The 23,001-nt window shown below is 49.6% G+C and carries 25 protein-coding genes; 9 read left to right on the top strand and 16 right to left on the bottom strand.

Translation table 11 applies throughout. From position 1 onward, the window contains the following. Positions 1 to 24: 24 nt before the first annotated feature. The 5 genes from BDT_RS04350 to BDT_RS04330 all read right to left on the bottom strand — a co-directional run bounded on the left by BDT_RS04350 (position 25) and on the right by BDT_RS04330 (position 6,267). Positions 25 to 2,583: a U32 family peptidase gene (locus BDT_RS04350; protein WP_015090051.1), complete on the bottom strand. Its 2,559-nt coding sequence runs from the start codon at positions 2,581 to 2,583 to the stop codon at positions 25 to 27. Between the two features lie 161 nt (positions 2,584 to 2,744). Then, positions 2,745 to 3,962: a hypothetical protein gene (locus BDT_RS04345; RefSeq protein ID WP_015090050.1), complete on the bottom strand. Its 1,218-nt coding sequence runs from the start codon at positions 3,960 to 3,962 to the stop codon at positions 2,745 to 2,747. An 89-nt stretch (positions 3,963 to 4,051) separates the two neighbouring features. Further along, positions 4,052 to 4,768 (bottom strand): enzyme of sugar metabolism, encoded by a 717-nt coding sequence (locus tag BDT_RS04340; RefSeq protein WP_015090049.1) that lies wholly within the window; start codon positions 4,766 to 4,768, stop codon positions 4,052 to 4,054. A 3-nt stretch (positions 4,769 to 4,771) separates the two neighbouring features. Beyond that, a complete protein-coding gene (locus tag BDT_RS04335) occupies positions 4,772 to 5,473 on the bottom strand; it encodes an alpha/beta fold hydrolase (RefSeq protein WP_015090048.1) in 702 nt (233 codons plus the stop codon). Positions 5,474 to 5,508: 35 nt separating this feature from the next. After that, entirely contained in the window at positions 5,509 to 6,267 is a 759-nt protein-coding gene (locus BDT_RS04330; protein WP_015090047.1) for a type 1 glutamine amidotransferase domain-containing protein, read from the bottom strand. A gap of 109 nt (positions 6,268 to 6,376) precedes the next feature. Between BDT_RS04330 and BDT_RS04325 the strand changes: the two genes are divergently transcribed. Beyond that, positions 6,377 to 7,285: a LysR family transcriptional regulator gene (locus BDT_RS04325; RefSeq protein WP_015090046.1), complete on the top strand. Its 909-nt coding sequence runs from the start codon at positions 6,377 to 6,379 to the stop codon at positions 7,283 to 7,285. Between the two features lie 11 nt (positions 7,286 to 7,296). Here BDT_RS04325 and BDT_RS04320 read toward each other — a convergent pair whose 3' ends face one another. After that, positions 7,297 to 8,076 carry a S1 family peptidase gene (locus BDT_RS04320; protein WP_148278707.1) on the bottom strand — a complete coding sequence of 260 codons (780 nt, stop codon included), beginning with the start codon at positions 8,074 to 8,076 and terminating at the stop codon, positions 7,297 to 7,299. A gap of 147 nt (positions 8,077 to 8,223) precedes the next feature. Here BDT_RS04320 and BDT_RS04315 point away from each other — a divergent pair, with 147 nt between their 5' ends. Next, positions 8,224 to 8,469: a hypothetical protein gene (locus tag BDT_RS04315; RefSeq protein WP_015090044.1), complete on the top strand. Its 246-nt coding sequence runs from the start codon at positions 8,224 to 8,226 to the stop codon at positions 8,467 to 8,469. Positions 8,470 to 8,636: 167 nt separating this feature from the next. Here BDT_RS04315 and BDT_RS18935 read toward each other — a convergent pair whose 3' ends face one another. Continuing rightward, the gene (locus tag BDT_RS18935; RefSeq protein ID WP_015090042.1) at positions 8,637 to 8,852 is read right to left on the bottom strand and encodes a hypothetical protein; all 216 of its coding nucleotides are present in this window, start codon (positions 8,850 to 8,852) and stop codon (positions 8,637 to 8,639) included. A 41-nt stretch (positions 8,853 to 8,893) separates the two neighbouring features. Beyond that, positions 8,894 to 9,763, bottom strand: a complete 870-nt coding sequence (locus tag BDT_RS18930) for a LysR family transcriptional regulator (RefSeq protein ID WP_080602326.1) — start codon at positions 9,761 to 9,763, stop codon at positions 8,894 to 8,896. Between the two features lie 90 nt (positions 9,764 to 9,853). Between BDT_RS18930 and BDT_RS19165 the strand changes: the two genes are divergently transcribed. Continuing rightward, positions 9,854 to 10,138, top strand: a complete 285-nt coding sequence (locus BDT_RS19165; RefSeq protein ID WP_148278706.1) for a hypothetical protein — start codon at positions 9,854 to 9,856, stop codon at positions 10,136 to 10,138. A 4-nt stretch (positions 10,139 to 10,142) separates the two neighbouring features. On the opposite strand, the gene BDT_RS04300 is transcribed toward BDT_RS19165, so the two are convergent. Both BDT_RS04300 and BDT_RS04295 read right to left on the bottom strand, forming a co-directional pair. Further along, positions 10,143 to 11,042: a LysR family transcriptional regulator gene (locus BDT_RS04300; protein ID WP_015090040.1), complete on the bottom strand. Its 900-nt coding sequence runs from the start codon at positions 11,040 to 11,042 to the stop codon at positions 10,143 to 10,145. Between the two features lie 13 nt (positions 11,043 to 11,055). Continuing rightward, positions 11,056 to 12,198, bottom strand: coding sequence for an MBL fold metallo-hydrolase (locus BDT_RS04295; protein ID WP_015090039.1), 1,143 nt, complete (start codon positions 12,196 to 12,198; stop codon positions 11,056 to 11,058). Positions 12,199 to 12,417: 219 nt separating this feature from the next. On the opposite strand from BDT_RS04295, the gene BDT_RS04290 reads away from it, so the two are divergent. Next, positions 12,418 to 13,464 carry an NAD(P)-dependent alcohol dehydrogenase gene (locus tag BDT_RS04290; RefSeq protein WP_015090038.1) on the top strand — a complete coding sequence of 349 codons (1,047 nt, stop codon included), beginning with the start codon at positions 12,418 to 12,420 and terminating at the stop codon, positions 13,462 to 13,464. 42 nt (positions 13,465 to 13,506) lie between these two features. On the opposite strand, the gene fghA is transcribed toward BDT_RS04290, so the two are convergent. Together fghA and BDT_RS04280 are read right to left on the bottom strand one after the other, a co-directional pair. Continuing rightward, on the bottom strand, positions 13,507 to 14,337 hold the full coding sequence (fghA, locus tag BDT_RS04285) for an S-formylglutathione hydrolase (protein ID WP_015090037.1): 831 nt from the start codon (positions 14,335 to 14,337) through the stop codon (positions 13,507 to 13,509). 16 nt (positions 14,338 to 14,353) lie between these two features. Next, the gene (locus BDT_RS04280) at positions 14,354 to 15,463 is read right to left on the bottom strand and encodes an S-(hydroxymethyl)glutathione dehydrogenase/class III alcohol dehydrogenase (protein ID WP_015090036.1); all 1,110 of its coding nucleotides are present in this window, start codon (positions 15,461 to 15,463) and stop codon (positions 14,354 to 14,356) included. Positions 15,464 to 15,548: 85 nt separating this feature from the next. Here BDT_RS04280 and BDT_RS04275 point away from each other — a divergent pair, with 85 nt between their 5' ends. The 4 genes from BDT_RS04275 (at position 15,549) to BDT_RS04260 (ending at position 20,047) form a co-directional block, all read left to right on the top strand. Then, entirely contained in the window at positions 15,549 to 16,448 is a 900-nt protein-coding gene (locus BDT_RS04275) for a LysR family transcriptional regulator (protein WP_015090035.1), read from the top strand. Between the two features lie 147 nt (positions 16,449 to 16,595). Next, positions 16,596 to 17,045 (top strand): DUF3015 family protein, encoded by a 450-nt coding sequence (locus BDT_RS04270; protein ID WP_015090034.1) that lies wholly within the window; start codon positions 16,596 to 16,598, stop codon positions 17,043 to 17,045. 29 nt (positions 17,046 to 17,074) lie between these two features. Next, complete coding sequence (locus BDT_RS04265; RefSeq protein WP_235046262.1) at positions 17,075 to 18,961, top strand: Lnb N-terminal periplasmic domain-containing protein; 1,887 nt, start codon at positions 17,075 to 17,077, stop codon at positions 18,959 to 18,961. A gap of 63 nt (positions 18,962 to 19,024) precedes the next feature. Further along, positions 19,025 to 20,047, top strand: coding sequence for an SDR family NAD(P)-dependent oxidoreductase (locus BDT_RS04260; RefSeq protein ID WP_015090032.1), 1,023 nt, complete (start codon positions 19,025 to 19,027; stop codon positions 20,045 to 20,047). Positions 20,048 to 20,093: 46 nt separating this feature from the next. On the opposite strand, the gene BDT_RS04255 is transcribed toward BDT_RS04260, so the two are convergent. The 3 genes from BDT_RS04255 to BDT_RS04245 all read right to left on the bottom strand — a co-directional run bounded on the left by BDT_RS04255 (position 20,094) and on the right by BDT_RS04245 (position 21,491). Continuing rightward, entirely contained in the window at positions 20,094 to 20,657 is a 564-nt protein-coding gene (locus BDT_RS04255) for a hypothetical protein (protein ID WP_015090031.1), read from the bottom strand. 9 nt (positions 20,658 to 20,666) lie between these two features. Then, the gene (locus BDT_RS04250; RefSeq protein ID WP_015090030.1) at positions 20,667 to 21,017 is read right to left on the bottom strand and encodes a BON domain-containing protein; all 351 of its coding nucleotides are present in this window, start codon (positions 21,015 to 21,017) and stop codon (positions 20,667 to 20,669) included. A 168-nt stretch (positions 21,018 to 21,185) separates the two neighbouring features. Further along, positions 21,186 to 21,491, bottom strand: a complete 306-nt coding sequence (locus BDT_RS04245) for a hypothetical protein (RefSeq protein ID WP_015090029.1) — start codon at positions 21,489 to 21,491, stop codon at positions 21,186 to 21,188. A gap of 178 nt (positions 21,492 to 21,669) precedes the next feature. Between BDT_RS04245 and BDT_RS04240 the strand changes: the two genes are divergently transcribed. Then, positions 21,670 to 22,542, top strand: coding sequence for a DUF72 domain-containing protein (locus BDT_RS04240; protein ID WP_015090028.1), 873 nt, complete (start codon positions 21,670 to 21,672; stop codon positions 22,540 to 22,542). A 3-nt stretch (positions 22,543 to 22,545) separates the two neighbouring features. Here BDT_RS04240 and BDT_RS04235 read toward each other — a convergent pair whose 3' ends face one another. After that, the gene (locus tag BDT_RS04235) at positions 22,546 to 22,908 is read right to left on the bottom strand and encodes a 4a-hydroxytetrahydrobiopterin dehydratase (protein WP_015090027.1); all 363 of its coding nucleotides are present in this window, start codon (positions 22,906 to 22,908) and stop codon (positions 22,546 to 22,548) included. Positions 22,909 to 23,001: the final 93 nt, after the last annotated feature.

The raw sequence follows: 23,001 nt of genomic DNA, 5'->3' as shown, positions 1-23,001 counted from the left end.
GGAGTCTGCGGACTCCCTTTTTTATTACTTCTTACGGCTTTGGTATTCTTTTTCTCTCTGGAAGTGGCTTTCTGACAAACCATAACTTTCCACGTTCCCCAGATCCTTGATCAAAGATTCAAGATCCTTTTTGCCGCTGATGAAGTCCAAATGGCCCTGAATTTTTGTGATCAACTCCGAATGACGTTCTTTCAACGCTTCATAGCGGATATAACCCAGACCCAATGATTCCCATTCCTTCACATAGCGGGCCGCTGACTGCGAAGTCCCGTTGTACATGGTATTACGGCATTCCTGGTCCGGCTTAATCTGGTGCCAGTTGCCGAATTGGTCTTTCAGTTTCACCTGGTGCTTTTCACATGGTTTGCCACAATCCTTGAAGCTGGAACCTTTGCTTAGGAACGCGGCGAACACACAGTGCTCCATGTGGAAGCTTGGCATGTACTGATAAGCGGTCACTTCAAATTGTGCGGCTTTACCGGCCTGAATCAGCTCACTGACTTGCACGTTGTTCAAATCATAACCCAGGCAAAGGCTGTGAAGGCCCTTATTCAGCAGATATTGCGCTGTCAGGTGATTGGTCACGTTCAGGCTGAAGTCACCCAGGATCTCGCCCTGATAGTTATTGGCTTGAAGCCATTGAACCGCACCCAAGTTTCTTGCCAGGATCGCATCCGGATTCAAATTGAACAGATGCTTCACATTGCGGTGTTCATTCGGTTTCAAAATACGAGTGGTCGCAATCGCCACCTTGATGCCGTTTTCTTTCAGCAGTTTCAAGCTGGGTTCAAAATCCAAACCGAATTCGAAATCCAGAATAACCAGATTCAAACCAGCCGTCGTCAGCTCGCCGGATTTGATGGCGTTAACGAAGTCTTCGACCTGCCCTTTTTCACGCAGAAGCAGATTCAGTTTTGCACCCGGAGCGGCTTTTTCAGTCGTCTTGTTGCCTTCAATCCATTCGCCGACAGCCAATGCCGTCTGGATTTCTGGTGCTGCGCCATTTTGAATGCGCAGATCCGTCAATTCTTTGACCAACTGCTGACGCAGTTCCTTCACCTGACGAGCAGGCAGGAACAACGGCGCAGCCGCGTCCAGTTCGCACGTGAACTCTTCACCGCGGAACGGGCTTCCCATCAAAGCAAAAAGCTCTTCACGCAAATCCAGGGAATTCAGCCCTTTGCTCTTCGCCGGCTCACAGATGTTAGCTGAAGTTGCGGAAACAGAGTAACGACCGTCCGTGTAGGTGACTTTCAAAGGCTGACCCAGCGAAGCCTCTGCACGGATAGACACCGGAAGACGTTTCTTTCTTTCCTTGTCTTCCACACTTAATGCCACGTCACGTTTCAGGTCTTTATCGTGATTATAGAACACACGAGCACCCATAAACATTTCGCTCATGTTGATATCGCGAGAGAATTCCAATTCAAACCGGCGGGTGTTCAGGGATTTTACCGCGAAAACGAATCCACCTTTTTCAGCACTTTGTCCGTTGCGGTCCTGATAAACCCACAACACACCGTCACCGGCCTGGATGAAGTCCGCTTTCAGCCCCTGCTGGATGTTTTCTTCGGTCAGTTCGACTTCCAAAGAGCTGTCCTTGACGCGAACAACTTTACCGAACTCAAAACCACGGTGGGCACTGAACGTGCCTTCCACAAGCCTCTGGTGATCCACACCATGGAACCAGCCACTGAAGAAGCCACGGGAAAATGCAGTGGCCATTTGTTTTTTCAAAAGCACCGGATTCATCAGGGCCTGATGATTCTGCGCAGACTCAATCGCCTGATCAAAACTGCGGGCTGCGGTGGCAACATATTCAGGCGTTTTCAGGCGGCCTTCAACCTTGAAGCAGTCAACACCGGCCTCAAGCAGGCTTGGCACTTCGTTGATGCCGCACAGGTCCTGCGGGGACACCAGGAAGGACTTGCCACCCAGGTCACGCTTTTCTTCATCAACATACATTTCGTAATTGAAGCGACAGCTTTGTGCACACTGACCGCGGTTGGCAGAACGGCCACCAATACTTTCGGATGTAAAACACTGACCTGAATAGCTCACACAAAGAGCGCCATGCACAAAGACTTCGATTTCTTTGTCGGTGTTTTGTTTGATCGAGTGAATTTCTTTGATCGAGTTTTCACGCGCCAATACGAAGCGCTGAATGCCCAGATCATCAAGCCAGATGATGGCTTCGGCGTTGCTGATGCTCATTTGTGTGGAACCGTGCACACGCTGATTCGGCGCCATCTGGCGAATCAGACGCACCAAACCCAGATCCTGAACGATGAACGCATCAGGTTTTAGTGGAAGAATTTTTTCAAGGGTCTCGGCTGCCTTGTGCAGTTCGTTTTGGAAGATCAAAATATTGAAGGCCAGGTTCACCTTCACGCCGTACAGGTGGCACGTGTCGATGATTTCTTTAACTTCCTCGATTTGGAAATCATAGCTTCGTCCGCGGGCATTGAAACCCGGTACACCCATGAAAATGGCATCGGCACCGTTATGGATGGCGGCCATAGCCATCTCTTTGGTACCCACGGGAAGTAACAGTTCAGGACGTTTGAAGCTTTGTGTTTGCATGGACGGTAATAAGCCAGTACCCAGCGAATTCCGCAAGCAGAAACCCTGCCCCCTCGCAAAATACGAAATTTTTATTAATTACAGGGGCTTGGAGCCAACAGAAACGACCTCTTTTAAGGCCTGTTCACCCCTGATTAATGGAATATTTTCCAAGGGACAGGTTAATGAACAGCCTGCATCTCGGCGGCGGAAAGCATTTTCAGCAGGTTTTCCAGCATGTGCACTTCTGCCTCCAAGGGGCCGAAGCGCTTTTCCAGATCGATACGGGCTTGTTTTTTCAAAGTCTCATAACTGCGTCGACCGGAAAACTTCCAGGCCGGGTGCTTACGGCAGGTTTTCAGATTTTTCTTCAGCGACTCGTACTCTTCATTCAGCACCAGCGAGCTTTGATATATTTCATCGGTGGTCAGATCATTCAGCTGACCCAGCTCGGCCATGCACAAAAGCTCGATGCGTTTCAAGGCATCATGATCCTGGGACTTGTAAGCGGCCTGCACACGCTGCCACTTGATCGAAGCCCATTCCTGATGTTCTTTTGAAACCCCAATCTGCTTGTCGGGATGAAGCAGACGCGCGAGCTTTCGGTACGTGGTGCGCACCAGGCTTTCCGCCTCGGCCTGTTCTTTTTCCAAAGCTTCCTGGCTGGCGTTTTCAGCAATGATCTGCTGCAGGAAGTCTTTCAGATGCACCGGCATATTGCGCAGATATCTTTGCTGATATGCGGGATCGGCAGCCTTCCACAGACGGCCTAGCAGCTTCCAGTCCCCGCACTTCATCGCGATCTGGAAAGTCTCTTTGAATAACTGGTAGCCAGCCATTGGCACGGACAAGTGACGCGCCATCATGCCGTCATCAATATCATTCAGGTAATGATACACGGAACGCGCGCGACGTCTAAGGCCGCTTAAGGCGGAATCGTCTTTAAAGAAAATCTCGGCAAAGTTGATTGCCGGTTCGTCGTCATCGACAGGCGCCGGCTCTCCGGGAAGTGCTGATGATCTTGTCGCGGTGTCGAAGCGGTTCTTTCTCAGTTTATCGATGACAAACTTCCATACGTCATCACCGGCCTGATACTGGCTTTCCTCCTCTTTCAGCATGCAGTAAGCACGCTCCAAAGGAACGTCCGAGGTGTTGGCAACGTATTTCAAATGCACCTGGAAAGTGGTCAGAACCTTGTGACGTTTTTCAAGCAGCTCGCCCGCTTGCAGTTCATTTCTAAATGTCAGGTTGTACCAATCCTGATAAAGGATCTGATCCCAAAGCAGAAAGTCCGTATGGTCTTTTTCAAGCTGTCGAATTTTCTTCAGCAGATTCGACGACGCAAAGAAAAGATCTTTGCGTATATTTTTATCGTCCGTCACAGAAACATCATGATGCATAAGAGGCAATCCCTTACCATGCCTCCAGATTCCCTGCTAATAAAAACAAGGAACTGCCAAATCTATCGGCAGCACTGCTGAAAAACCAATCAGTCCAAGCGTGGACACAACCAATCTGGATACATCTTAGGAAGAACATCCGAGCTGACAATCTTTGCAGGCTCTTGCATTTCAGTGAATTGGACTGGAGCAATCCCCAGCTTTGCTGTCCACTCGCTGTAGTATTCTTTTTTGGTGGGATGAAACGGAGTAACAGCGTTGATGACTGACGGTGCCGCTTCTGCTTCAGCGACAGCAACGATGATCTGCACCAGATCGTCACGATGAATCAGATTCACGGGAGCATTGCCCGCGCAGGACCGCTGGCTTTGTGACAAACTTTTGGCAGGGTGCCGGTCCCCACCGATCAAACCTCCGGGGCGAATCACCGTCACGTGGTCTTTAAACTTCTTACTTAAAAGCATTTCCACCGCCACCAGCCAGCGCGCACTGTCTGTACTGGGCAGAGTCTTGGCTTGCTCGGTAATGCGACCCGCTTGATGGCCATAGACCGAAATAGAGCTGATAAAAATAATTCGGCGATAGTCGCCTGTCGGAATTTTGGCAACGAAGGCTTCGGGGGCGATTTGCACCAGCGGCGGTGTGTTCAGAAACAGCACATCACAGGATTTGGCCGGAAAATCATCACGTCCCCAGTCAAAGTCCTGACTGCGGGTGCCCCAGTTTTCAACACCTTTTTGACTTAAATTCTCGGACAACTTCTGTCCCAGCCATCCCATGCCGATGATGCCCCACGTTTGCGTCATCAGTTACCTTCCAACAAAATCAAGAATGGCATGACCCAGCAGTTTGGGCTGTTCCAAAGGCACATAGTGCCCGCAATGCTCAATCACGTGAAACTTGGATCGAGTTATCTGGGCATGGCGGTTTTTGAGGGAATCAAAAGGAACCACGCGGTCATTGGCAGCGGCGACAATCAACACCGGGAACGAAAGCTCCTGCAAAGCCGCACCTTGATCGACTCGGTCCACAGTGGCCAGGGTTTGGTTGATATACTGTTCAGAGGAAAAATCCGCACTCATCTGCATGACAGGTCCCACAACCTGGGGATCGTTCAGAAAATCCGGGTGAATATAACGATCCATCTCTTTTTCCGAGATGCCGTTGTATTTTCCGCGCTTTAACAGAACCACCATTTTCAGGCGCGCCGCCCGTGTTTTTTCAGACAGGGCACCCACACTTGCAGCTATAAGGGATAAAGACAGAATTCGTTCAGGAAAGCGGGTCGCAAATGTTTCAGCGATATACCCACCCATGGAAAAGCCGACCAGATGAAATGTCTTGTCGGCTGTCTTGCCAACTTCTTCGATCATGGCATCCAGATTCTGAGGATGCTTCAAATCCACCACTCGAACATTGTAGTGTTCAGAAAAAACCGGCACCAGAGGGGCCCAAAGCCTTTCATCACACAAAAATCCCGGCAGCAATACAATAGTTTCAAGTTGCTTCATGCCCCGATCCTATCACCGGGGCACCCACAAAAGCACTATTTTAACGTCTTGGATAATTCCACCAGTTTCTTTGCCACCGCGTGACCTGACTGGGGATTCTGACCTGTCACCAATCGCTCTGAAACCACAGCCTGTGAATTCCAGTTTTTTACCGGATGCATTGTTGCTCCGCGCTCGCGCAATGTGGACTCCAGCATAAATGGCACCACTTTGCTAAGGCCTACTTCATTTTCTTCCGCATCCGTGAAGGCACTGACATCTTTACCCTTTACCAGATAGTCCCCATTGGAAAGCTTCACATTCACCAACGCCGCCGGGCCGTGGCAGACCGCAGAGACAATGCCACCGTTTTCATAAATCGCCGCAGTCAGTTTGTCCATGTCAGCCGAGCTTGTAAAGTCCCACATGGCCCCGTGCCCACCGGCAAAGTGAATCAACTGGTAATCCTTGGAATTGATCTTGCCGATTGCCAAGGTGTTTTGCATTTGTGACATCAGCTTTTTATCTTCGACGAATTTCTTGTTGTCCGGGTCTTTCAAATCAAGACTGGATTCATCCATCGTTGTGACTCCACCCTTGGGACTGGCAAAGTCGACTTTATAGCCGGCCTTTACCAGAGGATAATAGATATGTGTCACTTCAGACAGATACCAGCCCGTCTGCTGACCTGTGCTGCCTTTGACGTTATGGTTTGTCACAACAATCAGTGCCTTTTTCATAGTTTTACCCGCTTCCTTGGCCTGGGCGCCTACAGACAGTCCCAATACAGCCAGAACAGTTGCCAGAGCTTTCATAGTGATCTCCTTTGTTACAGCCCCAGGATGCCTGCTTCCAGTCGATCTATCAATTTCATAGCTTTCATAATAGCTATCTGAAATAATCATAACGAATTAAGAGGAACCCATGAAGCCAGGCTTGGATTTAAACCTGTTATTTATCATTGAAAGTCTGTATCGGACGTCCAACATCTCAAAAACAGCCGATGAACTGAATATGAGTCAGTCCGCTGCAAGCCATGCCCTGGCCAAACTGCGCGATCATTTTAATGATCCTCTGTTTGTTCGCGTTCCCAAAGGCATGTCAGCCACCCAAACAGCAAAGAACATGCGGGCTGCAGTTGAAGCCTTCACCCAACAAGCACGCGCCCTCGCCCAACAGTCGGAAAAGTTCGATCCCAAGAAAGCCCAAGGGCGCATCAATATCGCGACCACGGACATGGTTGAAGTGATTTTAGCGCCAGCCCTGTTAAAAAGACTGAAAACTGAAGCCCCGGGGTTGCAAATATCTTTCCGCCCCACCGGCGGAGATCTGCCAAAGCCCGAGCTTGAAAGTGGCGTGTATGACCTGGCCATTGCCGGCTTCTATAAAAACATGCCCGAAGGCTTTTATCAGGTGAAGGTCTATGAAGACGGATTTTCCACCGCCTATCGCAGAAATCATCCCATTATCCAAGGGACACTAAAAGCTGCGCAGTTTTACGAGTGCGATCATGCCCTGATCACACTTCAGGGAGATTTTAAAGACGGTCTGCGCAGACGTGTGAACGGAAGGACCCTGGAACGCCATATTGCATTTGGATCCTACAGCTTCACCGGACTGGCGTGGACGGTCGCTTCGACGGACTTGGTACTTACTGCGCCTTCGCTGTTATTGAAAAAGTATGCCGAACATTTCCCGGTGCTGGTGCAAAAGTGCCCGGTCGATATTCCGAAGATCGAGATTCGTATGATCTGGCATTCTTTGACTCACAAAGATCCCCTTAAAGCCTGGTTTCGCGAGGTCTTAAAACAAGAATTCCAAAAGTTGGCGTAAACGACGGCAATTTACTCGAACAAAGGCATATTTAAAGCACGAATCCAGCGCAGCATATTCTCGGACACAGGCACAAAGAATGTCGCCGCTTCCCCGCACGGATGGTTTGAAATGGCGTTTTCCACTCCGACAAACTTCATCTTGCCATCAACGTCAGTCACATAAGCACTGCCCCCGGAATCCCCGTGGCAAGCGCCGGGACTTGGCTTAAACATCTCGCCCACTTCCAGACCGTTATATCCGTTCAAACCACGAATTGGCAGGCTGAACGCCGCCTTTTCACCTTTAGGGCCTTTGCTTTCGGTTTGACCAAATCCGACATGAGTCAGCTCCCGGCCGATCAAAGACTTACCCGCAATCATCAGAGGTGCCGGACGGATCTGATAGTTTTCAAGATTCACTTCCTGTTCCAGCACCAACACCGCAAGGTCGCTGTGACTGGCATCACTTGGGGGATAAATCACGGCCCGCTGAACTTTGAACTGCGGCGTTGCCATGGGTTTGGCTTCAACGGGGGAATCCCCGATATAGATCCACGTGCGCTGGGCGAATTCTTCTTTGGTGACTTTAAAGGCTTTGGCTCCCAAAGAAATACAATGGGCCGCCGTCAACACCAAGCGCGGACCAATCAAGGTGCCGCTGCAATAGACCTCACCCTGGGATTGATTGGGTAATGCTTTATAGGTCAAAGCCACCGTCTGACGGAAAGACCCATCCGTCAGGGTCTTTCCCCCGACGACCGCAGAACTTATCACGGGCATCAACAATAGCAAAACCAACATTGCTTTCATGAAAGCCGTTCTACAGCGGGCCTTCAGGGTTTGCCAATATGTATTTAAAGGGATCTTTAACAGCAAACCAGATGAAAATTTCACAGCGATCCTTAGCCGTTCCCTTCCTCTGTTTGCTGGGATAAGAAGAAGCCTTTAGGAGTCATTATGAAATTGCTTATCGCCGGTCTGATTGCAAGCACACCCATCTTATCCTGGGCGCAGGAAGATACTTGCAAAGCGCTGAAACCAAAGACCACCGTGTTCTTTGATGAAAGCAGCAACTTCGGTCCGGACTTTATGGACTATTGTTATGACGAACTTAGCGATACGCCCGCTCACATGAAGGCCTGCTATATGGAAGCCGAAGTCTGGCAAAAATGGGCCGAGTGCAAGGTCGAAAGTCAGCAGTAACTAACCTAAAAATTCCTGCACCATCGTAAGGACACCCTCTTCATTTTCCTTATGGGGCACGTGGCCCCCGCCAACCAGGATCTTTTTCACAGAAGGTCCCGACACCAAATCACAAATCATATCAGGAAAGCGCACAGAACCGTATTCATCGTGATCACCGTGAATCACTAAAACCGGGCAATGCACATTTGGTAAAACATCCTGCAAGACCAATTGGCAAACTCAGGGGACAACCACACCTCGGTCCACGCATCCACCACCCAACGGGCTTTATCGCCATGGTACTTTGCCAGTCGTTCAATTCTTTCCACGCTGGCAAAAGCCTTTTTGGAATCTTCAATCCCTTTGCGGGTACGATCTTCAACAAAAGCCTGCGCCGACATACTGATGACCGCCTTCACTTGCGGCAACAAAGACGCCGCCCTTAACTCAGGTTACGCAGGCTCTTGGCAATCTGCCGGTACAGTGTACTTTCGACATTGTTCTTTCGTTGAATCAAAAACACGCTCTGCTTTCGCTCTTTTTGAGGAAGAGGGGACTCCAGCTCTATCAGGCGAAATTCTGGCAGAATTGCTTTATTATGAAGACTTACCACGAACTCGGGCAGATAAGCCACGCACGCCCCCTGGCGGCATAGTTCCAAAGCCGATTCCATCATGGTGACACGGTAAAGAATTTGCCTATTGTATTCATGATCCGGCCAGCCATCCAGGCCCTGCACCTTTGACGGCGTTCCCTGCGTCGGCAACAAGGGTACAACAAAGGGCAACTCACTCCAACTCTGGCTTCTAAATTTCTTCAGGCCAAAGATTCCCATTTTTATTTTAGTAACCTCAGCAAAATCCACACCCGCCTTTGGAATGGGCGCATAGGTAATACCGATATCCACCACGCCATCCGCAATCGCCTGCTCCAGTCGCCCCGGACGATACTCATGCAGTTCCAATGGCCCCAGATCGACTGACTTCATCAAATGGCCAAGGAAATAAGTGGTGAAAACCTCGAAAGAGCCCAGACGATAAGGACTTTTTTCCGCATCGGAACGCAGCAGATTTTCCGGGATTTTGAGCCATTGATCCAGCAGACCAGCCGTTTCATTTTTAAAGCGCTGCCCCGCTGGAGTCAGGCGCAATCCCCGTCCTTCAGGTTCCAGTAGCTTTGCGCCTACCTCCTGTTCCAACAAACGTAAAGCTTTGGACAGGGCCGGTTGCGACACGTGCAACACCTCTGACGCCTTTACCAGCGATCCAGTCTCTGCAAACACCTGAAAGTAACGAACACGTCCTATATCCATAAGTTATGTATATATAACTTTAATGAACTTTTATTCAATAATAAATATGACTATTTTAACGGCAGATCCCAACCACGAAAGGAATGAATAATGAAATACATCTTTGTACTTGGATTGTTATTAATGTCGGGACTGCCAGCCCAGGCGGCCACAGTATGCAACTACACAGAGACCCCTTGCGACGAACAGGGCAACCACTATTATTGCTCTATGGGTCGCGGCTGGGCCGGGGACCGCCATTTCTGCTCAGCGAACGATGTCAGCACACCTCGCCCCAGACAGTTTATAAAAGCCCGGGACTATCTGCGCGATTGCATTAAAGAGTGCGTTGATGCCGGTGGTGCCGCATCCACTTGCCACCACCAATGCTGGTAGGAAGTTACACCACGCCTTCTGACTTGAGGTGTTCTATAAACGCTCTTAGTTTCGGCAGAACCTGAGAGCGTTTTGAGTAATACAAATAAAATCCCGTACTGCTGGTCGAAAACTGATTCAGCACCAGTTCCAGTTTTCCAGCAGCCAGCTGATCACCCACGACTTCTTCTGCCGCATACATAATGCCCAAGCCATCAACGGCCGCACGTAAAGCCTGCACAGAATCATTAAAGATCAAAGCGGGCTTCACCTGCACCTGAAACTCTGTGCCTTTTTGTTCAAACTCCCACCGGTCATAAATCCGATCGGTGTTCAAACGGGCCACAATGCAATCATGACTTAACAGATCCTTGGGGTGCTTCGGACGACCGGCTTTATTCAGATACTTCGGGGACGCCACCGGCACAAAACGCACTGGCCCGATCAGCTTCATCGCGACCATGTCCTTTGCCAACACATCCGACAGCCTGATGCCCGCATCAAAACCCTGGCCAATCACATCCGAGGTGGCGTCTTCAAAGAACAACTCCACTGCGACTTCGGGATACTTTTTTCGGAAGCTCACAATAAGAGGCGCTAAAAACCACGGATATATCATGCGTGGCATATTCAGCCGCAAAAGTCCGGACGGCTTCTGAGCGTAAGTGCCGACATTGGAAAGAGCCGCCAGAATCTGATCCAACGCAGGCCCCGCCTGGGCCAGGAACTGATCCCCAGCCTCTGTCAGACTGGTGCTGCGGGTGGTGCGACTGAGCAGTGCAACCCCCAAGCGACTTTCCAGCTGCTTGATGGCCTGACTGACTGCCGAGGCCGAAATGCCCAACTCTGTGGCAGCGGCGGTGAAGTTTCTTTTCTCCGCCACCAGCTTCAGCGCAATAAGTCCATCCAGCTGATCACTTTGCATAAGGCTCCCTTTTTTAGTCCGCCTTGGCGTTGCTGTTTTTCTTCCACCAAGTTTGAGTCACGTACTGATCGTTGATCGTCACGACCTCGCCGATCTGTGGCGCAACCAAAGAAATCCCATCACGAGTCGTCGCTGCCGAGATTTTTTCGATAGGCTCGGACCAGGAATGCAACGCCAACGAGAACATACCCCAGTGAATCGGGAAATATCTTTTCGCATTCAGATCCTTAAAGGCCTGAATGGATTCATCCGGCAACAGGTGGACTTCGCGCCACTTTTCGTTGTACTGACCATTTTCAATAAAGGCCAAATCAAAAGGCCCCATCTTTTCACCAATATCCTTGAAGTGAGTGTCATAACCAGAGTCCGCACAGAAATAAATGTTGTGCTTGGAGCTTTTAATCACCCATGAAGCCCACAGGGACTTGTTCTGATTCGTCAAACCCCGTCCAGAGAAATGCTGGGCCGGTGTTGCGGTGAACTTGATACCGGCAATCTCCACACCCTGCCACCAGTCCAATTCCTGGATCCGACTGGCTTCAATGCCCCAGCCCGTCAGGTGTGCGGCAACCCCCAGCGGAACCACGAAACGTGTGGCTTTGTTTTTAAAGAATTTGATTGAGTCCATGTCCAGATGATCCCAGTGATCATGGGACACAATGATCACATCAATTTCAGGCAATTCAGAAAGCTCAATCACCGGCTTTTGGAATCGTTTCATCATAAATCCAAAAGGTCCGGTGGATGTTGAAAGCACCGGATCGATCAGAACATTTTTTCCATCCAGCTTCATCAGTACGCTGGAATGCCCGAACCAAACCACCTTGAAGTCATCACCAGCCTGATTGAAATTGGCAAAGTCCGTTTTGACCTCTGGCAAATGCTCTGTCGGAATTCTTTCCGCATCCCCGCCGAACAGGAATTCCTTGGTCGTTGAGAAATTCATCGTGCGCTTGCGCATTTCTTCCACCAGACGTGGACGACGATTCACAAAAACTTTTCTTTCTTTGTCATAGTTCGGAGAATTTTGATAAGCCTCTGCCTGTTCTTTTGAAGGCAAAGATCCAAATGAAGAACAACCCACCATCGCAATTCCTCCTACACCCAATAGACAACCCACCAGCAGTACAATCAGGACCGTTTTAAATAGACGCATAAATCTCCAGCTTGTCTTGAACTTACTAAATCATATGCCGATTTCACTATAAAGGAGAATGAACCCTTTCTTCATGCGCTATTAAGCAAATCTTAACAATACAAATGTCAGGAATTGTTAAGTAATTCTTAAAAGCACATAAAGCCGAAGATGGTTTTTCAATGACAGCCAGTACCGTAGTATTGGTTTGATCCCGAAACATCCAACAAAGGAACTCTTATGATCCAGGCTAAAGGCATGGCGGCCCACACCTCCAAAGCACCTCTGAAACCTTACTCTTTTGAGCGCCGTGATCCTAAAGATCATGACGTTGTTATCGACATCAAATACTGCGGCATTTGCCACTCTGACATTCACATGGTTCGCGACGAATGGGGCCCCGGCCAATTCCCCATGGTTCCCGGTCACGAAATCGCCGGCGTTGTTCGCGCCGTAGGTCCCAAAGTTACCAAATATAAAGTCGGCGATCATGTCGGCGTGGGCTGCCTGGTGGATTCTTGTGCCGAATGCGCCCACTGCAAACAGGATCTGGAACAATACTGCATGGACGGTCAAACTTTGACTTACGGATCCATGGAACGCGACGGTTCCGGTATCACTCAAGGTGGATACTCCGACGTGATTGTCGTCAAAGAAAGCTTCGTCGTGCGCATCCCTGATTCATTGCCATTGGATAAAGCAGCTCCCCTGCTGTGTGCGGGAATCACGCTGTATTCGCCACTGGCACACTGGAAGGCCGGCCCGGGCAAAAAAGTGGCTATCATGGGACTTGGCGGCCTTGGACACATGGGTGTGAAACTGGCCAAAGCCATGGGTGCGGAAGTCACAGTTCTTAGTCACTCTGAAAGCAAACAGGACGACACTTTGAAACTTGGTGCAGATCGTTTTATTCTGACTAAAAATGCCGATGCTTTCAAAGACAATGCTTTGTACTTTGATCTGATCATCAATACGGTTTCCTCCGCAGATCTTGAAATGGCAAATTACTTCAGCTTGCTGAAACTGGATGGCACCTTGGTGTCAGTCGGAGCTCCGGACAAACCGCTGTCTGTAAATGTCTTCCCGCTGATTCTGATGCGTCGAAGTTTTGCAGGATCTGCAATCGGTGGGATCAAAGAAACCCAAGAGATGCTCGATTTCTGCGGCAAACACAACATCACACCGGAAATTGAGCTGATTTCTCCGGAACAAGTGAATGTGGCTTATGAACGAGTGCTGAAAAGCGACGTGCGCTATCGATTCGTTCTGGATATGGGAAAAATCTAAGAAAGCTGAAAAAAAAGAGGCCGGGAAACCGGCCTCTTTACTTTAAACGCTTGCGTGAAACTTGATGTGACTTTCAACGAAAGTCGCAATGAAGTAATAGCTATGGTCGTACTGCTCCCGATAGTTCACTTCGTAAGGCTGCCCCGCAGTTTTGCAGGCACCTTCAAAGTTTTGAGTCAGCAACTGGCCTTTTTGCAGAAACTCATCTTGCGTCCCTTGATCAATCAGGATTTTGGCCGGATGACGGGCCCCACTATTTACCAATTCTGTGGCATCGTACTGCGACCACGTACTGCCGTCGTTCCCCAGATATCCTGCGAAGGCTTTTTGCCCCCACGGACACTGAATCGGATTCACAATCGGTGAAAACGCCGAGACAGAGCGATACTTGCCTGGATTGCGCAGACCCAAAACCAAAGCGCCATGCCCACCCATGGAATGCCCCATGATGGAAATGTGCTCGGCAGAAACTTCAAACTGTTTCTGAATCAGGGAATAAAGCTCTTCATTCACATAACTGTACATCTTGTAGTGGTCTTTATAACCATCCACTGTCGCATCCACGTAAAAGCCCGCGCCGGAACCGAAGTCATAGCTGTCATGTTCTCCGGGAAGCTGCAAGCCACGCGGCGAAGTGTCCGGACAAATCACCATCAACTGGTGCTCTGCCAGATATTTCTGCGCGCCCGCCTTGGTGATGAAATTTTCATCCGTGCAGGTCAGACCGGAAAGCCAGATCACGCAGCCTTTGACTTTACCCTCGGGGATGAAAGTTGAAAACTTCATCTTGGTTTTAGTCACAGCAGAGTCGTGCTCCCAGAACTGAGTCAGTCCCTGGAATGTTTTATGCGTTTTTAAAGGTGTCAGATTCATGGATCCCCCGCCCGTTCTACATTTTGATGACAGAACGGATGCTTTTTCCTTCATGCATATAATCAAAGGCTTTGTTGATATCTTCAAGTGGCATTGTGAACGTCACCATGTCGTCGATGTTGATTTCACCGGACATGTATTGCTCCACATAACCTGGAAGCTCCGTGCGGCCCTTAACCCCACCAAAAGCAGATCCCTTCCACACACGACCCGTCACCAATTGGAACGGACGAGTTGAAATCTCCTGACCAGCACCAGCAACACCAATCACGATGGACTGGCCCCAGCCACGGTGTGCACACTCCAACGCCGCACGCATCAATTGGGTGTTACCCACGCACTCGAAGGAATAGTCCACGCCCCATTCAGTCATTTCAACGATCACCTGCTGAATTGGCTTGTCATGTTTTTTCGGGTTTACAAAGTCCGTAGCACCGAACTTCTGCGCCATTTCCCATTTCGCATCGTTGATATCGATCGCGATGATACGGGAAGCTCCGGCCATTTTTGCACCTTGGATCACAGACAAACCAATGCCGCCCAAACCAAATACTGCCACCGTCGCACCTTTTTCAACTTTTGCCGTGTTCAAAACAGCGCCAATCCCGGTGGTCACACCACAACCCAGCAGGCAGACCTTGTCCAAAGGTGCCGCAGGATTGACTTTGGCCAAAGCGATTTCCGGAACCACAGTGTATTCCGAGAAAGTGGAACAACCCATGTAGTGATGAATCATTTTGCCATCTTTCGAGAATCGGGAGGTTCCATCCGGCATCAGGCCTTTGCCTTGAGTCGCACGGATGCGCACGCACAGATTGGTTTTACCAGACAGACAGAATTTGCACTCTTTGCACTCAGGAGTATAAAGCGGAATCACATGATCGCCTTTTTTCAAAGTCGTCACACCTTCGCCGACTTCTTCGACGATGCCGCCGCCTTCATGACCCAGAATCACCGGGAACAAACCCTCTGGATCCGCGCCGGACAACGTGAAAGCGTCTGTATGGCATACGCCCGTCGCTACAACCTTGATCAGAACTTCGCCCTTTTTAGGTCCTTCCAGATCAATTTCCTCGATGGACAAAGGGGCTCCGGCTTTCCAGGCAACTGCGGCTTTGATTTTCATGTAATTCTCCTTAGTTAATAAGAAGGAATTATAATTTCCCAACCCCCACTTGACTAGGCAACGAAAGGAACAATACTGTTTCTGCATGGAAACAATAAGATCGTTGCAGGGAATCATAGCTTTCGTCAAAATCGCCGACTCCGGAAGCTTTTCCGCCGCGGCTCAGGCTCTGGGTGTTTCCAAGTCCCATATCAGCAAAACCATCAGCCAGTTGGAATCAGACCTGGGGGTGGCCCTGTTTGTCCGCTCCACCCGTAAAGTCCAGCTGACCAGTGTCGGCGAACGTTTTCTGGAAACCTGCCGCCAATCACTGCAAAATCTGGATTCGGCAAAAAAAGAAATCCTGGATCTGTCAGACACTCCCCGCGGCGTTCTGCGCGTCACCCTTGCCGGAATCTTTGGCGAGGACTATATCGCCCCCGTGGTGATTGACATGGCCAAACGCTATCCCGATCTGAAAATCGAACTGGATTTTTCAAGCCGCGTGGTGGATCTGATTGAGGAAAAATTCGATGTGGCCATTCGTATCGGGCACCTGGAAAACTCCTCTTTGCTGGCCACTAAAATTGCTTCACGAGTTGAATACGTAGTCGCCTCCAAAGCTTACCTTAGCGCGTCCCCAGCATTGAAAGATCCTGAGGATCTGGCAAAACACAACTGCATCGGAGAAAGATCATCCTGGAGCTTCCGCAAACGGGGAAAATCTTTTCAAGTTCCGGTAAAAGGAAATTTCAAATGCAACAATCCGCGTGTGTTGCAAAAAGCCGTGCTGTCCGGCCTGGGGGTGGCAAGACTTCCGGGGTCCTACGCATTTGAAGACATCAAAAAAGGCCGTCTGGTTTCACTGTTGGAAAACTTCAGCGAAGGGCGCAAAGACATCTGGGCGGTCACCCCCATTCGTCACCGACAAAACATAAATGTGAAAACTTTTATTCAGGAAGTTAAAAAGCATTTGTCAGATGACTATGCGGACGTCCTTTTTTAGCCTGTTTTTTGAGCAAACCCAGACTTCAGGGTCAATAACACCAAGTTTATCTGTCAGCACCTGATGAGTCCTTGCCAAGTCTCACTTCGTTTTTCATAATTTTTAGGTCTTCGACAATAAAGTCGGGCGTTTTAAAAAGGGGATTACGTGAAATCATTCATCGTAGCACTGGCTGTTTTGGGTTCTGCTGTATCTGTACAAGCTGCTTCCGGTCTTAAAGGCAATGGCGTTTATGGCGTTGCAGGTTGCGGTCTGGGTTCCTTGGTTTTCGGTAACGAAGAAGGCGCGATGCAAGTTATCGCTGCAACTTTGAACGGTACTGGTGTTCAAACTTTCGGTATCACTTCCGGTACTTCCAACTGCGGTAAAGGTCTTTTTGCCAAAGCTGAAGTAAACTCTTTCATCGAATCCAACTCTGTTGCTTTGGAAAACGACATCGCTCGTGGCCAAGGTGAGACTCTGTCCACTTTGAATAACATGTTGGGCTGTGATTCCAAATTCAACGGCACTCTTCAACAGAACTACAAAGAGATCTACGCTCCAGGCGTGAACTCTTCTGAAAAAATCGTTACTTTGGCTCAATCTTGCCAAGGCTAATGACTTTGAGTTTCTGCAACAAAAGCCTCATGAAAATGGGGCTTTTGCTTTTTTCACTGACCATATCTTCACTGGCTCTGGCAACCGGTGATCTGTCCTCTCGCGCCTCCACTGAAAAATGGGGCGACAACATTCAATGGTTGCGACTTCTGCAATACGATAAGAACACTTTCGGCGGCTACACGAGTCCGGCTGAAAACCCCGCGTTTTTCCTGCATCCTGAAGGAAAAACCAACCCCGCTCTGGAATTGCAGGCCACCATCTCGGCCCTTCTGGATCCGGAAAAGAAAATCAAATCCAAAGATGGCCAGTTCAATGAATCCGCGGCCTGTGTATTCCCCGCCCGAAAGCTCTGGCTTGAAAAAATCAGCGGACAAAAACTGCCCTCCGTTCCCTGTGAACGCTATGAAAGATTCATCGAAATTCTTCAGCCGCAGTCTTTGACCTATGTCTTCTCGTCTTACTATCTGAACAATCCTGCCTCTGCATTCGGGCATACCTTCCTGCGCATCAATAAAAGTGCTTCGGCCCGTGATGGTGAACGCTACGAACTGTCTGACTATGGCGTGGGTTATGCGGCGGTAAAGGTTTCTGACAATCCATTTATCTATTCTTTCCTCGGCGTCTCTGGCCTGATGCCCGGAACCTTTGATATCAATCCGTACTATTACAAAGTCCGTGAATACAATGACTTTGAATCCCGCGATTTGTGGGAATACGACCTGAACTTCACCCCGGAAGAAGTCCAGCTGATCGTCGCCAACATCTGGGAACTGATCAGTGCAGAATTCAACTATCACTATTTCAAAGAAAACTGTTCTTACCGCATCCTGGCTTTGCTTGAAGCCGCCCGCCCGTCGCTGGAACTCACCAAAGACCTCAAATCCCAGGTGATGCCGGCAGACACGGTCGGAACGCTTTATCAGCAGAAGGATCTGGTTAAGAACATTCACTATCGCCCTTCGATCCGCGCGACTTTCGACACCCGCTACAAAAAGCTGGGCCCGGCTGAACAAGAACGCATCCGCCAGTTCGCAAGAACGGAATCCCTGTCTCAGTTGGTTGCAGGCCTTGAAACTCAGCAAAAGCGCGACACTCTGGATGCCGCCATGGACTATCTGGATTTCAGATATCCAAAAGAAATCCTGCGCAAACAAGGGGCTTACCTGTTTAAAAAAGACATTCTGCTGGCCCGTGCGGAACTGGGTGGAGCTTCAGAACCATTGACCGTGCCTGCTCCCTGGAATGAAGCTCCTCACGATGCTCAAGGATCCCGACGCTGGGGTTTGGGATACCGCGAATGGAATTCAGACCGCTTCTATCTGCTCGACACAAAACTATCCCTGCATGATTTGCTGGATCCGAAAAAAGGTTACCCACCAACTGCCGAGATCACGATGGGAGCTTTCAGCTTCAGCTTTAATCCGGACAATGAAGAAATCGCACTGGACAAAGCCACCGTGTACGAAGTGATCTCTCTGGCACCAGTAGATGCATTCAATCAGGGCTTTTCGTGGCGCCTGAAAGTGTCTGTGGAACGTGGCTATGAAAATGGCTGCACCACACTTTGCCGCTGGACCGAACTGAGCGGGGGCTCTGGTATCACAAAGTCCTATTGGAACGATCTGGATCTCAGCCTGTGGTTGCGTGCCACAGGTCAAACCAGCCCTGACTTTATCGGCGACACATGGAAGATCGGTGCCGGTCCTGCCGTCAGTGCCCGCTGGAATCGTGACTGGTTTGCTCTTTTCGCTGAAAGCTATTATCGCTACGATTATAAAGGTTTTGAACACGAGTATCGTCAAAACACACTGGGCGTGAACTTCAGTGTGAACAAGTCTTTAAGCCTGCGTCTGTCTGGCGAAGAAACCAACTCTGTTCAGCGTGGCGAAGCGCGCCTGCTTTACTACTACTAGCCCCTGCATTCTTACACGTTGAGCTCCCCCCTTCGTCACCTATGATGAAGAAAAGGAGCTCATATGAGCCTTACAAAAAAAATTATCACTGGTTTCGCCACAGGTTTTGTTTCAGCCCTGCTTCTTAGAAAAATCCGAACCCAGATAAGATCGCGATCATTCAAGGGTGCGGTGGTGCTGGTCTCGGGAGGCTCGCGCGGGCTGGGGCTTTTGATTGCCAAAGAATTCTGCCGTGCAGGGGCCAGCGTGGCTTTGACGGCAAGGGATGGCAACGAACTGCGCCGGGCGCAAAATATCCTTCAGCTGGACAGCCCTCAAGCGCTGGTTCACACCTTCGTTTGTGACTGCCGCATCCCCTTGGACGTGGAGCAAACCGTGGCTCAAGTCGTTCACACCTTCGGTAAAGTCGATGTGCTTGTGAACAATGCCGGGATCATATCCTCCTCACCACTGGAGCATGTCACCGAAGCCGACTATGAGGATTCGTTGGCGGTTCACTTCTGGGGTCCCTATCACTTCATCGAACACTGCCTGCCCGTCATGAACAAAGGCAGCCGCATTGTGAACATCGCCTCGATTGGCGGCCTGATTCCGATCCCCCACCGTGCCGCCTACTGCGTGGGGAAACACGCGTTGGTGGGATACTCCCGCGGCTTGCATTCAGAACTTGCTGCCAAGGGCATTTACGTGACGACAGTTTCACCCAATGTCATGCGCACAGGTTCCATCGATCACGCCACCTTCAAAGGTCAGGTTCAAAAGGAATACGCCTGGTTTTCGATTCTGGCTTCTATGCCATTGCTAAGCACCAGCGCAGATACAGCCGCTCAGCGCATCTTCCATGCATGTGTGCGTGGTGATGCTGAACTGATATTGTCACTACCCACAAAAATTGCCGCCACCATGCAGGCGCGATTCCCGAATATGTTTTCAGATTTGATGTATTTGGCAAATATGGTGATGCCAGGGCCAGGTCAGGCCAATGCGGTTGAAGGCAGGGATGCGCACTCTTCTGTTTCGCCGTCTTTTCTTACCTCGGCATCCCAGCGCGCGGCTGAAAGAAACAATGAAGGCCCCATTCACTAAATAGAAAAAGCCCCGGCCAGAAACCGGGGCGTGATATTAAAACTTACTATGGATGAGAACGCAGATCGCGCCCAGATGATTTATCCCCGCGAACTTCACCCGCTTTGGAGATATCTTCCCCACCGGATTCTTTAAGGATGCGTTCGGCTTTGTCCGCCCAGTCCCCGTCATCCACGTGAACTGAAATCAGGATTCCCCCTTCTTTCACATAACCTTCATAGCGTTTGGCTTCGTATTCAGGAATGCCGATACCAACCAGGGCCCCACCCAGCCCACCGACAGCGCCGCCGACACCAAGACCGGCCAATGCACTCATGATCGGACCTGCTGCCACCAAAGGCCCCAAGGCCGGAATGGTCGCAATCACTCCTGCGCCGACGAGCCAGCCCAGACTGCCGCCGATCACGGCTCCAGCCCCAGCACCGACGCTGGCACCTTCAGGTGCTTTAGTTCCTTTTTCGTGTGCGAATTCCCGGGTTTCGGATTTTTGCGGCATAAGAACAGAGATGTCACTGTTACGGAAGTCTTCCGCTTTAAGGCGGTTGACGCAATTTTCCAGTTGAGCACGATTTCTAAAAATACCAAATACTGAATTATGACCTTTTTCCATATGGTCCCCCTATTTCTTAACCGTCATCTGGTCAGAGACTTTGTTACCGGAAATTTCATTCGCGATTCTGCTGATTTTTTTCTTTTCATCCTGAGAGGCCACTGCTCCTTTTAGGGTCACCATACCATTCTGACTGACGATGGTGATGTTTTTTCCCATCATCGACATGGAGCCATCGCTGTTGATCTTTTCACGAATAGAACGGGTCAAAGTCGTATCCGACTCGTTCATACCCTGATCTGTGGCCTTGGTTGTCGTTGTCTCTTTTGTTGTGGTCGAATAGTGATCATCGCCCTTTGCGAACGTCGTGCACGCGGCCACAGTGACAATAAAACCAATAAACAAATGTCCGAAACTCATAAAGAACCTCCTTTGGTTAATCCCGCAACAGATAACTATGGATCCCTAATCGTGGGAACCATTGCATCGGTAATTTGCCAAGAAGCCAGAGAAAGATTCAAAGATCCTCAATTCACATAGAACTTTAACAAAATGGGCGGACCTTTATACGGGATCCGCCCCTGGACTTTACCTTGCAAGGAAGCGGCACCACAGTGGACGGCCGCGCACTTCACGAACAGAGGCACTGGCGGTATCTCCCGCCTCGACCACCTGATCAATACGTTCTTGTACATCATAGTCAGCACTGTCGCCCGACTGAGGAGCAAACGTAAAGACGACATACTTCATATCAAGTGTTCCACCCGTGCTGTTGTGGAAAGAACAGCTGTGCACATGCCCACTGGTTCTTAATTTCCCATAGTGGCTTTCCAGAAACTTCGCACCCGCCGTCAATGAGGATGCCGTGATCAAAAACATCAGAATCGTTTTCATACAGAACTCCTTTTTTTGTGAAGTCAGTCTGATGAAGTCCAGTGGCAACCGTCAACGTCGATACAATTAAGAAGCGTCCATCAAAATATCCAACTAAATTTGGTTAGCGGTTTTTGTATATTGAAGAAGCGAAGAACTTCCGAATGAAAAACAACTTTGTGCAAACTAAGATGAATACATGGAATACAGAGTCGGAACCTCCGGTTGGGTCTATCCACCGTGGAGAAACACCTTTTATCCCCAGGATCTTCCCCAGAAGAAAGAACTTTTCTTTGCCAGCCGACATCTGTCTTCGATTGAAATCAATGGCTCGTTCTATTCTTATCAAAAGCCTTCAACCTATCTGCACTGGTTTTCTGAAACTCCGGATGATTTCGTTTTTTCCGTGAAGGGACCGCAGTACATCACTCATATCGCTCGTTTGAAGAATGTCGAAATTCCGCTGGCGAATTTCTTTGCGTCGGGAGTTTTACACTTGCGCGAAAAGCTGGGTGTCTTCTTATGGCAGCTGCCGCCCAACTTTGTTTTTAATCCGGAAAAGGAAGAACGTCTTGAAACTTTCTTCCGCCTGCTTCCCCGCACCTTTGCTGACGCTGTCAAACTGGCTGGCAAATCAGAACGCTTTCACGGTGAATATTCTGCGGATATAGCCCAGATCAAAAAGCCCCTTCGCCACGCCGTCGAAGTTCGCCACCACAGCTTTGAAAATCCAGATTTCATAGAACTGCTTCGCCGCAACAATATGGCTTTGGTCTTTGCCGACACCGCCGGCAAGTGGCCCTATATGGAAGACATCACCAGCGACTTTCTTTATCTTCGCCTGCACGGCGATGACACTTTCTACAGCAAAGGCTACGAACCCGAACAGCTGCGCTGGTGGTCGCAAAGACTTAAAGCCTGGGCACAGGGCAACAATCCAAAGGACAGCCTGACTTTACTGCCCCCCGTGACCGGTCCCGCCAAAGACATATTCGTTTTCTTTGATAACGATTTGAAAATCAAAGCCCCTCAGGATGCTGAAGGGCTGATGCTGCTTCTGAATGAAAATTAGAATTCAGTGAGACATGGGGGCGAACTGATTCCCGGCCAAGGCATCAATTTTAGCCGCACAGATAAAGTCATTTTCAGAAATTCCACCCAACCCCTCATTCACCGAGTGAGTGTAAAACTTCACCACACAGCGATTATAACCCACTTCCAATTCTGGATGGTGATCTTCTGTGTGAACAATGAAGGCAATGGCATTTACGAAAGCGATGGTCTGATAGTAGTTTTTAAATTCAAAGGACTTGGCAATATGAAGACCCTGCAGGCTCCAGCCATCCAGCACAGTGAGATATTGCTGAATTTCCTCCGGGGTGAGCGCCTGATCCACCGGGTGACTTTTCTTTCGCAAAAGCTCCATCTGACTCATCATAAAACCCTCCGTACTTTTAAACCTCATTGTCCCCCAAGCACGGAAGGCTCTCAATCTGACAGTTCACATAAAAAAAGCCCCGCTGGAGCGGGG

Source organism: Bdellovibrio bacteriovorus str. Tiberius (assembly GCF_000317895.1).
GTDB classification, from domain to species: Bacteria; Bdellovibrionota; Bdellovibrionia; order Bdellovibrionales; family Bdellovibrionaceae; genus Bdellovibrio; species Bdellovibrio bacteriovorus_F.
The sequence above is the reverse complement of the archived record's forward strand: the minus strand, read 5'-3'. Positions and strand labels throughout refer to the sequence as shown.